The sequence below is a fragment of the Curtobacterium sp. CFBP9011 genome (genome assembly GCF_034045095.1).
Taxonomy (GTDB): Bacteria; Actinomycetota; Actinomycetes; order Actinomycetales; family Microbacteriaceae; genus Curtobacterium.
In genome coordinates, this window is record NZ_JAXCWN010000007.1 from 22,126 (window position 1) to 35,924 (window position 13,799).

Here is a 13,799-nt window from a genome sequence, read left to right on the forward strand (position 1 = left end):
CCCCTCTACCCGGGATCGCAACCACCCGTCCGAGACGAAACCAGGAGCAACACGCATGGCGAACATCAAGTCGCAGCTCAAGCGCATCAAGACCAACCAGAAGGCCACCGACCGCAACAAGGCGTACAAGTCGGAGCTCAAGACGTACATCCGCCACACCAACGAGGCGATCGCCACGGGCGACAAGGACAAGGCCGTTGCCGCCCTGTCGCTCGCGGCGAAGAAGCTCGACAAGGCCGTGAGCAAGGGTGTCATCCACAAGAACCAGGCCGCGAACCGCAAGTCGGCCATCGCGAAGAAGGTCTCGGCTCTCTGAGTCCCGACCTGCTGCCACAGTTCTGAGGCGCTGACGAAGGCCCCGCACCGATGGTGCGGGGCCTTCGTCGTTCCCAGGGGGCGGGGGCGGCTGGGGCGTGTGCGGCGTGCGGCGCCGCGGCCGCGGCTGGTTCCGTTCGGCTGCGCCCAACAGCGACCACCCCGAACCACGGGATGCCGCGGATCGAGCGGGATCCGGTTGGGCGCGGGCGATCGGCACCATGCGGGGCCGACAGGCGCGGGCAGCATGGCGGACGGAGCGGCTCCGCCGACGGCCGGGAGGCTCGGTGCCGGTCAGCGCTCCTCGCCACGTCGGGCGATGGTGCGGACCATCACCTCGAGCGCGAAGTGGGCGTCGCGGGATCCGCCCTTCACCGCGGCGTCGGCGGTCGCGATGCTCATGATGGCGTTCGCGAGGCCCGCTTCGCTCCAGCCGGCGACGTCGCGCTGGGCTCGCTGTACCTGCCACGGCGCCATGCCGAGCGCCGAGGCCGCCTGGCCGCTCGACCCGCGGAAGGAACTGACCTTCGCCATCGTGCGGATCTTGCTCGCGAACGCGGCGACGATCGGCACCGGGGCCTCGCCCGTCGCCAGGGCGTGCCGGAGCTCGACGATGGCCGGCGCGGATCGTCCGGCCAGGGCGATGTCGGCGACCTTGAACGCGTTCGTCTCGACGCGGCCGCCGTAGTACTTGTCGACGGTGCGGTCGGTGATCTCAGCAGCCTCGTCGGCGAGGAGCTGCCGGCAGGCTGCGGCGAGTTCGGCCAGGTCGTCGGCGAAGGCGGCCACGAGGGTGCGCACGGCGGAAGGGGCGATCTTGCGTCGGGCAGCGCGGAACTCCGCGTTGACGAAGTCGATCCGGTCGGTGTCGCGCTTGATCTCGTCGCACTGCACCTCGATGCCGCCGCCGACTCCGCTGCGGATGGTGTCGAGGAGCTTCTTGCCCCGGACTCCCCCGCCGTGCCGGAGCACCAGTGTGACGTCGTCGGCCGGGTTCTGCAGGTAGGAGATCGTCTCGGTGATGAAGGCGTCGGTGCACTTCTCGACGTTCGTGACCCGGACGAGTCGGGGTTCGCCGAACAACGAGGGGCTCGCCAGGGTCGACAGCAGTCCGGGGGCGTACTGGTCCGCCTCGAGGTCGTGCACCTCGAGCGCCGGGTCCTCGCCGACGAGCAGGTCGCGGAGCATGCCGATCGACCGCTCCGCCAGGAACGTCTCGGCGCCGGTGACCAGGACGACCGGGGCCGGGCGGATCGCCGACCACGGGATCTGGTCGATCTTCGCTGCGGCGCGTGCGGGCTTCTTGGCGGGCATGCGGGTCCTTCCGGTGGTGCTGGGCGACGACGACGTCCAGGCCCGTGCATCGGCGGCGCAGTGCCGGTCGGCGTCGCACCGATCCTACGGGCGGCAGCCGACGCCCCGGCGTCGCGAGTCCGGCCGGCGGCAGCCGATGCCCCGCCCCCGGCCCCCTTCCGAACGGCGACCGACGCCCCACCGCCGCCACCGCTGCGAACGGCAACCGACGCCCCGTCGTCGCGCTCGGTCCACACCTCGACGGACCGACGACCATCACCGCCGACGGCCGACCCGCCCGCCGCGGCCCCGGTGTCCCCGCGGTCCCCCGTCTCGCTCCCGCCGCGCACCACGATCGTCCCCGACCGGTCCGTGCGGTACGGCAGCGTCCCCGCGGCGACCAGCATCTCCAGCGCGCTGGCCGTCGGGTGCCCGTAGTCGTTGTCCGCGCCGACGCCGATGAGCCCGACCCTGGCAGCGAGCGCCCGGTACAGCTCGGGGTCCTGGTCGGCCGAGCCGTGGTGGGCGACCTTCACGACGTCCACCGGCGCCAGGGCCTCCGGCGGCGCGCTCCGCGACAGCCGACGTTGGGCGTCCTCACCCAGGTCCCCGAGGAGCACCGCGCTGACGCACCCCGGGCAGGGGCGCTCCGGCGCGGGATCGACGCGGAGGACGAGGCTCGCCGCGTTGCCCGCTCGCTCGTCGCCCTCCGGTGGCCAGAGGACCTGCCAGCGGAGGTCGCCGAGCAGCCCGGTGGTCCGGTCGGCCGCCTGGCGGACGTCGACCCCGGCGCTCCGCAGGTCACCGACGACGCGGTCGTCCGCCGGCCTGCCGACCGGACCGACCAGGGCGGTCTCGACCCGCGTCGCGACCGAGGCCACGGCGCCGACGTGGTCGCGGTCGAAGTGGGTCAGGACGAGCAGGTCGATCCGGTCCACACCGAGGAGGGCCAGACAGGCCGTCAGCCGGGCGTCGTCGTCCCCGGTGTCCACGAGGGCCGTCCGACCAGCGCTCCGCAGCAGCGTGGCGTCACCCTGCCCGACGTCGCACATCGCGATGGTCCAACCGGTCGGCACACTGCCCCGGACCAGGACCGCAGGCACGGTGACCGACCCGATCCCCACGATGACCGTGAGTGCGGCGACGCCGGACAGCACCCGTCGGAGCCGTGCCCGGACCAGCACCCCGCCCGCGAGTCCGGCGCTCACCACCCCGGCGGCGACGACGCCGCCCGGTCCCGACGGCCACGGTACCGAGGCCACCGGCAACCCGGCCGCGCCGTGTGCGATGAGCCCGATGCCGGCGGCCGGCACCCACCCGACGGTCGCGAGCAACCCGGCCCCGACCGGCCACACCGGCGCGAGCAGGCACGCGGCGAGACCGACGATCGTGGCGACCGGGGCCAGCACCTCGGCGAGCAGGTTCGCCGGGACCGCGTACGTCGGCAGAGCGGGGGCGAGTGGGATCGTGACCGGCCAGCATGCCACCTGCGCTGCGATCGGGATCGCCACGGCGGCTGCGACGGGCGTCCAGATCCACCGCGCGAGCAGGTCGGTGAGTGGTGCGGCGAGGACCACGATGCCGACGGTCGCCAGCACCGACAGTGCGAAGGCGAACGAGCGGGCCACCCACGGATCGGCGACGAGCATGCCGACGGCCGCCAGGGCGATGAGCGGCACACCCCGCACCGGCCGTCCGCTGAGGTGCACGACGAGCACCACGATCGCCATCACGGTCGCGCGCGTGATCGACGGGTCCGGCCGGACGAGCACGACGAACCCGAGCAGCACGACGACGGCCGCTGCCGCACGGAGGACCCTCGGTGCGCCGGTCACCCGACCGAGCAGCACCACGAGACCGACCAGGACCGCGCAGTTCGACCCCGAGACCGCCGTCAGATGGGTCAGCGCCGAGGTCTCCATCGCCTGCTCCGTCTCGGCGTCGAGCCCGGACCGGTCCCCGATCGCGAGCCCGCGGAGGAGCGGCCCACCCGGCTCCGGCAGGTCCGCGGTGACGGCGACGAACGCCGCTCGGGCGTCCGCGCTGGCGCCGAGGAGCCCGGTCGGTCCGGCCCGCGTCGCGACGACTCCGCGAGCGAAGAGCACGACGCTGGTCGTGGAACCGGGGTCGTCGCGCTGCAGCTGTCCGCGGACGGAGACGACCGTCCCGGCCGCCAGCACGGCTCGCCGCGGTTCGTCCAGCGCGGGGACGAGCCGGACCGGCACCCGCAGGCCGTCCGACCGGGAGGCACGCCCCACCACCGCCTCGATCGTCCCGACCACGGACCGGTCGCCGGGCGTGAGGTCGCGGTCGAGCCGGACACGGGCCTCCAGGCTGTGACCGGCCGTCTGCCGCACGATCGACGGCAGTCGGTGTTCCTGCCCGGCGGCGACCGCTGCGGCCGTCAGCGCGACCAGCAGGGCCGCTGTGAGCACCAGCGCTGCGACCGCCCGCACCGGCACGGACGGCCCGGTCCGGAGCAGCACGACGAGCGACGCCAGTCCGACCACGGCCGCGGAGGCCGCTACCGGCCCGACCGCATCCGGGTCGCCGACGAGCACCGCGACGACGATCCACGTCACCGCCGCCGGCCCGGCGAGCCGGAGGTCGGCCAGCGACGGCCGCAACGCGCCACCGAGCGCGGCACCGGACACGGTCTGAGTCCGAGTCGGCGTCGGCGTCGGCGTCGGAACGGCCCTGAGCGCGGCCGGAGCGCTCACACCGTCACCCGGTCCTGCAGTTCGGCGAACCGGCCCTCGCCGATGCCGCTGACCTCGAGCAGGTCCTCGACCGACCGGAAGCCGCCGTGCTCGTCGCGCCAGGCGAGGATCCGCTCGGCCAGGGCCGGGCCGATCCCGGGCAGGGTCTCGAGCACGGTGGCGTCCGCGGTGTTGAGGTCCACGACCTGCGCAGCCGCTCCCGCACCGCCACCCGCCCCGGCGGCCCCGGACCCCGAGCCGCCGACACCAGCACCAGCACCGGCACCACCGCCGGGCGGCAACTCGGCGGGCACCTCCGCCTCGCCGATCCGCGGCACGTACAGTCGCTCTCCGTCGACGACCGGGCGCGCCAGGTTGAGCCGGGACAGGTCGGCGTCCGCCGCCGCTCCCCCGGCAGCCGTCAGGGCGTCCGTGACCCGGGCGTCGGCGGCGACGCGGACGACCCCCGCGTGCTCGACCGCCCCGACGACGTACAGCACGGCGACGTCAGGCGAGGGGGACGGCGACCCGGACGCAGCCGAAGGTGCCGAGGCTGGCGCCGACGCCGTCCCGGGCGGACCCGGGTTCCCAGCGGTCGGCGCTCCCGTGACGATCGACACCCCGGGCTCGTCCGTGCCACCCCCACGACCGCCGCCCCACCACCCGGCGACGATGACCCCGAGCGCGAGCACGCCCACGACACCCACCAGCAGCAGGGCAGCGCGGGGAGACAGCGTGAACCGGGACATGTCCCGAGACGCTAGGGAGCCCGGCCGGTCGACCGGGCACTGTCAAGCGCAGCTGTGGAGAGCGCTCGCACCCCGCCAGCTGTGGAGGAACCAGCCCCCGAGGACCGGTCCCAGCGGCACCGACCCACGCGGGACCGGCCCCGAAGGACCGGCCCCCGAGGAACCAGCCCCCGAGCCGACTACCCCTTGATCGCGATGTTGACCAGCTTCGGCGCCCGGACGATGACCTTCACGATCTCCCGGTCCCCGATGTACCGCTGCACCGCGTGCGACGACCGCGCGAGCTGCTCGAGCTCGTCCGCCTCGATCGACTTCGACACCTCGAACGAGTCGCGCACCTTGCCGTTGACCTGCACGACGGCCGTCAGCGTCTCCTGCACGAGCAGCGTCGGGTCGGCCTTCCGCCACCCGAACGTCGCGACCGGGGCGTCGTACCCGAGCGTCTGCCACATCTCTTCACCGGTGTAGGGCGCGAAGACGCTGAGTCCCAGCGCGATCGTCTCGGCGGCCTCGCGGACGGCGGGGTCGGCGGCACCGGGGCCGCTGTCGATCGCCTTGCGGGTGACGTTCACCAGGTCCATGAGCCGTGCGATCACGACGTTGAACTTGAACGACTCCATCAGCCCGGGGGCGTCGGCCAGGAAACGGTGGGTCGCCTGCCGGACGCCGCGGTCACCGGTGGACCAGACGGCGTCGGGCGTCGAAGTGACGTCGACGGCGATCCGGTAGGCACGTGCCAGGAACCGGGCGGAGGCCGCCGGCGAGACGTCCTCCCAGTTGATGTCGTCCTCGGGCGGTCCGGCGAAGCCCATCACCAGTCGGATCGCGTCGACACCGTGGGCGTCGAGCTCGTCGCCGAGCGAGACGCCGCCCTTCGACTTCGACATCTTCGAGCCACCGGAGAGCACCATGCCCTGGTTGAGCAGCGCCGAGAACGGCTCGGTGAAGTCGAGGTAGCCGAGGTCGAACAGCACCTTCGTCACGAAGCGCGCGTAGAGCAGGTGCAGGATCGCGTGCTCGACGCCGCCGATGTACTGGTCGACGGGTGCCCACTTGTTGACGAGCGCCGGGTCGAAGGCCTGCGTGTCGTCGTTCGCGGACAGGAAGCGCAGGAAGTACCACGACGAGTCGACGAACGTGTCCATCGTGTCGGCGTCGCGCTTGGCGGGCGTGCCGTCGACCGGGTTCGGGACGTTCACCCAGTCGGTCGCGCCGCCGAGGGGCGAGGTGCCCTTCGGCTTGAGGTCGAGGCCCTCGGTGGGGGGCAGCACGACGGGCAGCTGGTCCTCGGGCACCGGGTACTCGGTGCCGTCCTCGCCGTGGATGATCGGGATCGGGGTGCCCCAGAAGCGCTGACGCGAGATCAGCCAGTCGCGCAGGCGGTACGTCTTGGCGGCGCGGCCGGTGCCCCGCTCGTCGAGCAGGCTGATGGCCGCGGTGATCGCGTGCTGCTTGCTCATGCCGTCGAGCGGACCGGAGTTGATCATCCGACCGGCGCCCGTCAGGGCTTCGCCGGTGGCGACCGGGTCGAGCGTGGGGACGTCGAAGTCGTCGAGCGTCGCCCCCTCCGGGATGACGGGGATCGCACCGGTGACGGCGGCGTTGGTGTCGACGACGACCTTGACGGGCAGGTCGAAGGCGCGGGCGAAGTCCAGGTCGCGCTGGTCGTGTGCGGGCACGGCCATCACGGCACCGTGGCCGTAGTCGGCCAGCACGTAGTCGGCGGCCCAGAGCGGCAGGCGCTCCCCGGTCAGCGGGTGGATCGCCCAGCGGCCGAGCGGTACACCGGTCTTCGGGCGGTCGGCGTTCTGCCGGTCGATGTCCGAGGTCTTCTGCGTCGCGACCAGGTAGTCCTGGAACGCGGCACGGGTGGCGTCGTCGACGGACGGGTCCGCGACGAGTTCGGCGGCCAGGTCGGAGTCCGGGGCGACGACCAGGAAGGTCACGCCGTGGATGGTGTCCGGGCGCGTGGTGAAGACGGTGACCGGCTCGTCACGGCCCTCGATGACGAAGTCGACGTCCGCGCCGACCGAGCGGCCGATCCAGTTGCGCTGCATCGCGATGACCTTCGACGGCCACCGCCCCTCGAGCTGGTTGAGGTCGTCGAGCAGCCGGTCGGCGTACTTCGTGATCCCGAAGTACCACTGCGTCAGCTTCTTCTTCACGACGACGGCGCCGGATCGATCCGAGGTGCCGTCGGGCAGGACCTGCTCGTTCGCCAGCACGGTCTGGTCCACCGGGTCCCAGTTCACCCAGCTGTCCTTGCGGTACGCCAGGCCCTTCTCGTACATCTTGAGGAACAGCCACTGGTTCCACTTGTAGTACTCGGGGTCCGAGGTGTGGATCTCGGTCGACCAGTCGAACGACGGCGCGTACCGCTTGAACGAGGCCTTCTGCTGCGCGATGTTCGCGTAGGTCCACTCCTTCGGGTCGACACCACGCTTGATGGCGGCGTTCTCGGCGGGCAGGCCGAACGAGTCCCAGCCGATCGGGTGCAGCACGTTGAAGCCCTGCTGGCGCCAGTAGCGCGCGACGAAGTCCCCGAGCGCCCAGTTCTCGGCGTGGCCCATGTGCAGGTCGCCGGAGGGGTACGGGAACATCTCGAGGATGTACTTGCGCGGGCGCTTGTCGTCGGGGTCGGCGGTGAAGAGGCCGAGCTCTTCCCACCGCGCCTGCCACTTCTGCTGGATGCGCCGGAAGTCGTAGGTGTGCGGGTCCTCGACGTGCTGCTCGATGGTCACGGTCGTCAACGATACAAGCCGGGAGGCCCGTCCCGCGTCCGTGCGTCGGCTCACCCGTCGAGCAGGCGTCCGTCCCGCATCCGCAGGGTCCGGTCGACGAGGTCGGCGGGCACCGGCACGTGCGACACGACGAGGAGGGTCCGTCCGGCCGCGCGGGCGGTCGTCACGAGGTCGCGGAGCACGCTGTCGCCGAGGTCGGGGTCGATGTCGGCGGTCGGTTCGTCGAGCACCAGGACCGGGAACGCGTGCAGGAGCGCGCGGGCCAGTGCGAGTCGGTGGGCCTGTCCACCGGACACGAGCGAGCCGCGCTCCCCCACTCCGGCGTCGAGTCCCCCGCGTCGGCGGACCCAGTCGCCGAGCCCGACCCGGTCGAGCACGGCGAGCAGTTCGACGTCGGTCGCGGTCTCGCGCGCGAAGAGCAGGTTCTGCCGGACGGACTGGTCGAAGACGAACGGGTCCTGCTCGATCAGCCCGATGCGGGCGCGGACGGCGTCGGGGTGCAGGTCCCGCGCCTCCGTCCCGTCCAGGGTGTAGCTGCCGGTGTGGTCGACGAAGCGGACGAGGGCGTCCACGAGGGTCGTCTTGCCGGACCCGCTCGGGCCGCTGAGCACGACGACCTCGCCGGGCTGCAGGTCGAACGAGACCCCGTCGACCGCCGGGGTCGACGCGCCCGGCCAACGGACGGACAGGTCACGGACCCGGACGGCGACGGCGGCCGGCACGACGAGGTCGTCGGCGTCGGCGGCGTCCTCGGGTTCCGGCACCAGCCCGGCCGGCGGTTCCGCGGGGACGACCTGTTCGACCCGGTCGGCGGCAGCCCGGACACGCCGGAGCGTCAGGACGGCGAGCGGGACCCCGCCGACGACCTCGAACAGGGCGAGCGGCACGAACACCGCCAGCGCCCAGAGCGGACCGTCCAGAGCGCCGCTGACGACCGCCGGAGCGCCGACGGCCAGCACACCGATGACCGCCGCCCCGCCGACCAGCCCGACGAGCGCACCGACGAGCGACTCGACGGCACCCCGGCGGCGGACCGCCCGGGTGACCTGCTCGTCGAGACGGGCGATGTGGGTGAGTCGTTCCTCGAGCGTGCCGTAGGCGACGAAGACGTCGAGCGTGCGGACCGTGTCGAGGACCAGGTCGGCGACGCGCCCGCGGTCGGCCGCGGTCTCGACGTCCGAGCGTCGGGCGACGGCCGCGGTGACGACCGTCCCGACCAGGGCGGCCACGCCGAGGGCCAGCAGCAGCACGAGGGCGGCCGGCACGGAGACGAACGCGACGGCGACGACGGAGAGCAGCGCGGTGACGCTCGCCGACACGAGCGGCCCGACGACCCGGATCGGCAGGTCCTGCAGCCGGTCGGTGTCGGTGACGAGCCGGGTCATCAGGTCGCCACGCCCGGTCGACCCGAGCCCGGCGGGTGCGACCGAGGCGAGCCGTCGGTACATCTCGGTGCGGACGACGGCGAGCTGCCGGAACGAGGCGTCGTGCCCGGCCAGCCGGTCGACGTAGCGGAACACGGCACGCCCGAGCGCGAAGGCGCGGACGCCGACCATGACGAGCGTCAGGTAGAGGATCGGCGGGTGCTCGGCGGCCCGGGTGATGAGGTACCCGCTCGCCGCGAGCAGGGCGACGCCGCAGAGCGCGCTGAGCACGCCGGCGGCGACGGCCTTGGTCCAGCCGCGACCACGGGGCAGGGCGAGCCGGAGGACGGACCCGGTGCGGGCCTCCCGGTCGGTGGTGCCGGTCATGCGGGCACCTCCTGCGCGGATCGCCGGGACGAGACCGTGACGGAGCCGGAGGCGCCGATCGCGACGACGACGTCGGCCGCGGCCACGACGGCCGGACGGTGGCTGGCGACGACGACGACCACCCCGGCGGCCGCCAGGCGGCGGACGGCGGCGACGACCTGCGCCTCGGACTCGGCGTCGAGGGCCGACGTCGGCTCGTCGAGCAGCACCAGCGGCGTCTGCTGCCGGGCCGCGCGGTACAGGCCACGCGCGACGGCGACGCGCTGGGCCTGGCCGCCGGACAGTCCGGATCCGCCGCTGCCCACCGGGAGGCCCGGGTCGACTCCCAGCCCCACCGCACCGAGTGCGGTCCGCACGTCGGCCGTGTCCGGGTCGGCGGAGAGCGCGACGTTCTCGGCGACCGTACCGCGCACCAGGCGCGGACGCTGGTCGACCCAGGCGGTGCGGTCACGGACCGGCAGGTCGGCGCGGCCGGGCACGGTGACGGTGCCGTCGGCGGGCAGCACGCCGCGGATCGCGGCGATCAGGCTGGACTTGCCGGAACCGCTCGGGCCGGCGAGGGCGACGACGGTGCCGGCCGGGGCGGTGAGGTCGACCGGACCGACGACGGTCTCGGGGCGGTGCACGGTCAGCCCGGCGAGGACGAGGGCGGCGGAGTCCGACCGGATCGGAGCCGAACCCACCGGAGCGGGACCCTCCGGAGCCGACCCGTCCGGGTCGTCGAGCACGTCGAGGACGGCCTGCGACGCCGCCACCCCGTCCTGGGCCGCGTGGAAGTCGGCGCCGACCTGCCGGAGCGGGGCGAACGCCTCCGGGGCGAGGACCAGCACGAACATCGCCGCACCGAGGCCGAGCGAGCCGTCGACCAGCCGGATGCCGATCGACACCGCGACGAGCGCGACGGACAGGCTCGCGGCGAGCTCGAGGGCGAAGCCGCTGACGAACGACAGCCGGAGCACGCCGATCGTGCCCCGGCGGTACTCGTCGGTGACCTGCCCGATGCGCCCGACCTGACGGCGGGCCCGCCCGAAGACCTTGAGGGTCGCGAGTCCCTCGACGGCCTCGGTGAAGGCCCCGCCGAGTCGGGCGAGCGCGTCCGCCTGCTGCTGCTGCAGCGAACGGGTGGCGAGCCCGATGAGGACCATGAACACCGGGATGACCGGCATCGCGCACACGATCACGACGGCGCTCGTCAGGTCGCCGGAGCCGATCGCGACGAGCAGCAGCGGGGTCGCGACCGCGGTCAGGGCGAGCTGCGGCAGGTAGCGGCCGAAGTAGGCGTCGAGTGCGTCGAGCCCGGGGCCGAGCGTCGTGGCGAAGCCGGCGCTCGACCGACCGGCGAGCCACCCGGGGCCCCGGTCGGCCGCGCGCCGGAGCACGGCGGCGCGGAGCTCGCTCTTCACGCGAGCACCCGCGCGGGCGGCGAGGTCGTCCGTCGCCCAGGACGCGACCGCTCGGAGGACGAACGCCCCGCCGAGCAGCGCGAGCGTCCCGGCGAACGTCTCGGGGACGACGCCCGCGCGGACCGCGTCGACGACCTGGGTCACCGCGGCCGCGATCCCCCACGCGATCGCGATGGTCGCGATCGTCCGGACCGCGCCGGTGCCGGCGGCGGCCACGACGAAGCCGCGTGCCGTCCGGGACAGACGGAGCAGGCGGGGGTCGAGCGGCTTCACACGTGCCTCCTGGTCAGTGCGCGGCCTGCGCGACGGTGGCGCGCGAGACCCGCTTGCGGAAGACCCAGTACGTCCACGCCTGGTAGGCGAGCACGAGCGGGATACAGACCAGCGCGACCCAGCTCATCACCGTCAGCGTGTACGTGCCGGACGAGGCGTTGGCGACGGTCAAGCTGTTCGCCGGGTCGTTCGTGGCGGGCATGACGTCCGGGAACACCGCGGTGAACATGGCCAGGACGACTGCCGCGATGGTGACGGCCATCAGGGTGAAGGCACGTCCCTCCCGGCCGCGTGCGGCACAGAGGACCGCGACGACCAGGGCCACGGCGCCGACGGCGGAGAGCACGAGCGACGTCGGGGTGGACCGGACGAGCGCCATCGTGACCAGGAAGACCGCCGCGACGACGATCGTGACCACGCCGGCGCGCTTCGCCAGGCGCATCGCCCGCTCGCGCATCTCGCCCTCGGTCTTCAGCGCCACGAACACGACGCCGTGGGTGAAGAAGACCAGCAGCGTGGTGGCACCGGCGAGCAGTGCGAAGGGGTTGAGCAGGTCGAACAGCGTGCCGGTGTAGTTGTGTCCGGAGTCCATCGGGATCCCGCGGACGACGTTGCCGAACGCGACGCCCCAGAGGAACGACGGCACCGCGCTGCCGACCACGATCATCAGGTCGAACCGACGCTTCCACGCCAGGTGCTTGTTCTGGTGCCGGTACTCGAACGACACCCCGCGCAGGATCAGCGCGGCGAGGATGAGCAGCAGCGCCAGGTAGAAGCCGGAGAACATCGTCGCGTACCACTCGGGGAAGGCGGCGAACAGGCAGGCACCGGCGACGATCACCCAGGTCTCGTTGAGGTCCCAGACGGGGCCGATCGTGTTGATGAGGACTCGGCGGTCGGTGTCGTCCTTGCCGAGGAAGGGCAGGGACATGCCGACGCCGAAGTCGAACCCGTCGAGCACGAAGTACCCGACGAAGAAGAGTCCGACGATCGCGAACCACAGAACGGGCAGGTCCATCTCAGGCAGCTTCCATCTCTAGTAGACCGTCACTTCGTGCTTGACCTCGCCGGTCTCCGCGTCGACCTCGGCCGGGGCGGCCGGGCCCTCCTGGGCGACCTTCTTGATGAGTCGGAACTCGACCACCGCGAGGGATCCGTAGATGAGGGTGAACACGACGAGCGAGATGAGGACCTCGAGGCCCGTCACGTTCGGGGAGACCCCGTCGGCCGTCTTGAGCAGGCCGAACACGAGCCACGGCTGGCGGCCCATCTCGGTGAAGACCCAGCCGACGATCATCGCGGCCATCGGCAGCGGCACCGCCCAGATCGCGATGCGCCAGATCCACCGCTGCTGCGGGAAGCGGCCCTTGCGGGTCAGCCAGAGCCCGGCGAGCGAGACCAGCACGGCGCCCATCCCGAGCGCGATCATCCAGCGGAAGGACCAGTAGGTCACCCAGATGATCGGCTTGTAGTTCCCTGGGCCGTAGACCTGCGTGTACTGCGCCTGCAGGTCGTTGATGCCCTCGACCGTGCCGGTGAAGGTGTGCGTCGACAGGAAGGACAGCAGGTACGGCACGCGGATCGAGAACAGTTCGGTGACGCCGTCGGGTGTGCCGAGCGTGAAGATCGAGAACGAGGCGTCCTTGCCGGTCGCGGTGTTGTAGAGCGCCTCGGCGGCGGCCATCTTCATCGGCTGCGTGTCGACCATGGTGAGCCCGAGCTGGTCACCGGTCAGGACCGTCAGCGCACCCGCGGCGACCATCGTCCAGAGGCCGAACTTCAGCGCCGGCATCATCGTCTCGAGGTTCTGGTTGCGCGCCAGGTGGTAGGCGGCGACCGAGATGATCACGCCGGCGGCGACCATGAAGCACGCGAAGATCGTGTGCGGGAAGGCCGCCAGGGCGACCTTGTTGCCGAGGACGGCCCAGATGTCGGTGAGTTCGGCACGACCCTTCGCCGCGTTGATCGCGTAGCCGACCGGGTGCTGCATGAACGCGTTGGCGGCGATGATGAAGTACGCCGACATGATCGTGCCCGCGCTGACGCACCAGATGCTCGCCAGGTGCAGCTTCTTCGGCAGGCGGTCCCAGCCGAAGATCCAGACGCCGATGAACGCGGCCTCGAAGAAGAACGCCAGGATGCCCTCGAGCGCGAGCGGGGCGCCGAAGACGTCGCCGACGAAGCGCGAGTAGTCCGACCAGTTCATGCCGAACTGGAACTCCTGCACGATGCCGGTGACGACGCCCATCGCGAAGTTGATGAGGAAGATGCGCCCGAAGAAGCGGGTGAGCTGCAGGTAGTGCGCCCGCCCGGTCCGGACCCAGGCGGTCTGGAACACCGCGACGACGACGGCCATGCCGATCGTCAGCGGGACGAAGAGGAAGTGGTAGATCGTCGTCAGACCGAACTGCCACCGCGACAGCAGGAGCGGGTCCAGGAGGTCGTTCATGCTTCGACGGTACTGTCGGCCGCACCGATTCGACAAGTTGTAGAGGGGCCTCGTGCACGAATGTGCAAAGCCCTTGCACGGCACAACCGTGCGGAACAAGTGTCACGCACGAGTGCCCCCGGAACG

9 protein-coding genes and 1 pseudogene are annotated in these 13,799 nt (G+C 72.4%); 2 read left to right on the forward strand and 8 right to left on the reverse strand.

The window, feature by feature from the left end; translation table 11 throughout:
- Nucleotides 1-55 precede the first annotated feature (55 nt).
- Complete coding sequence (rpsT, locus tag SOM35_RS14155) at nucleotides 56-316, forward strand: 30S ribosomal protein S20 (protein ID WP_111076108.1); 261 nt, start codon at nucleotides 56-58, stop codon at nucleotides 314-316.
- Between the two features lie 293 nt (nucleotides 317-609).
- On the opposite strand, the gene holA is transcribed toward rpsT, so the two are convergent.
- Nucleotides 610-1,629 (reverse strand): DNA polymerase III subunit delta, encoded by a 1,020-nt coding sequence (gene holA / locus SOM35_RS14160; RefSeq protein WP_111076109.1) that lies wholly within the window; start codon nucleotides 1,627-1,629, stop codon nucleotides 610-612.
- Nucleotides 1,630-2,474: 845 nt separating this feature from the next.
- Nucleotides 2,475-4,118, reverse strand: a pseudogene (locus SOM35_RS17410) (ComEC/Rec2 family competence protein); the annotation flags it as partial.
- Here SOM35_RS17410 and SOM35_RS14165 point away from each other — a divergent pair.
- Entirely contained in the window at nucleotides 4,036-4,269 is a 234-nt protein-coding gene (locus SOM35_RS14165; protein ID WP_320515901.1) for a hypothetical protein, read from the forward strand. The pseudogene SOM35_RS17410 and the gene SOM35_RS14165 sit on opposite strands and share 83 nt — an antisense overlap.
- Nucleotides 4,270-4,324: 55 nt before the next feature.
- On the opposite strand, the gene SOM35_RS14170 is transcribed toward SOM35_RS14165, so the two are convergent.
- From SOM35_RS14170 to SOM35_RS14195, 6 genes are all read right to left on the reverse strand, one after another.
- Nucleotides 4,325-5,056 carry a ComEA family DNA-binding protein gene (locus SOM35_RS14170; RefSeq protein WP_320515902.1) on the reverse strand — a complete coding sequence of 244 codons (732 nt, stop codon included), beginning with the start codon at nucleotides 5,054-5,056 and terminating at the stop codon, nucleotides 4,325-4,327.
- Between the two features lie 179 nt (nucleotides 5,057-5,235).
- Nucleotides 5,236-7,797, reverse strand: coding sequence for a leucine--tRNA ligase (gene leuS, locus SOM35_RS14175; protein ID WP_320515903.1), 2,562 nt, complete (start codon nucleotides 7,795-7,797; stop codon nucleotides 5,236-5,238).
- A gap of 50 nt (nucleotides 7,798-7,847) precedes the next feature.
- On the reverse strand, nucleotides 7,848-9,548 hold the full coding sequence (gene cydC / locus SOM35_RS14180; protein WP_253462707.1) for a thiol reductant ABC exporter subunit CydC: 1,701 nt from the start codon (nucleotides 9,546-9,548) through the stop codon (nucleotides 7,848-7,850).
- Nucleotides 9,545-11,224, reverse strand: a complete 1,680-nt coding sequence (cydD, locus tag SOM35_RS14185; RefSeq protein ID WP_320515904.1) for a thiol reductant ABC exporter subunit CydD — start codon at nucleotides 11,222-11,224, stop codon at nucleotides 9,545-9,547. Before cydD ends, cydC begins: the two co-directional genes overlap by 4 nt.
- A 13-nt stretch (nucleotides 11,225-11,237) precedes the next feature.
- On the reverse strand, nucleotides 11,238-12,242 hold the full coding sequence (cydB, locus tag SOM35_RS14190) for a cytochrome d ubiquinol oxidase subunit II (RefSeq protein ID WP_320515905.1): 1,005 nt from the start codon (nucleotides 12,240-12,242) through the stop codon (nucleotides 11,238-11,240).
- Nucleotides 12,243-12,260: 18 nt separating this feature from the next.
- Nucleotides 12,261-13,673 (reverse strand): cytochrome ubiquinol oxidase subunit I, encoded by a 1,413-nt coding sequence (locus SOM35_RS14195; protein WP_111076115.1) that lies wholly within the window; start codon nucleotides 13,671-13,673, stop codon nucleotides 12,261-12,263.
- Nucleotides 13,674-13,799 lie beyond the last annotated feature (126 nt).

Bases quoted from the DNA above. Each gene is read 5' to 3' on its own strand.
- rpsT (WP_111076108.1), top strand. From the start codon at position 56: ATGGCGAACATCAAGTCGCAGCTCAAGCGCATCAAGACCAACCAGAAG.
- holA (WP_111076109.1), bottom strand. From the start codon at position 1,629: ATGCCCGCCAAGAAGCCCGCACGCGCCGCAGCGAAGATCGACCAGATC.
- SOM35_RS14170 (WP_320515902.1), bottom strand. From the start codon at position 5,056: ATGTCCCGGTTCACGCTGTCTCCCCGCGCTGCCCTGCTGCTGGTGGGT.
- cydC (WP_253462707.1), bottom strand. From the start codon at position 9,548: ATGACCGGCACCACCGACCGGGAGGCCCGCACCGGGTCCGTCCTCCGG.
- cydB (WP_320515905.1), bottom strand. From the start codon at position 12,242: ATGGACCTGCCCGTTCTGTGGTTCGCGATCGTCGGACTCTTCTTCGTC.
- SOM35_RS14195 (WP_111076115.1), bottom strand. From the start codon at position 13,673: ATGAACGACCTCCTGGACCCGCTCCTGCTGTCGCGGTGGCAGTTCGGT.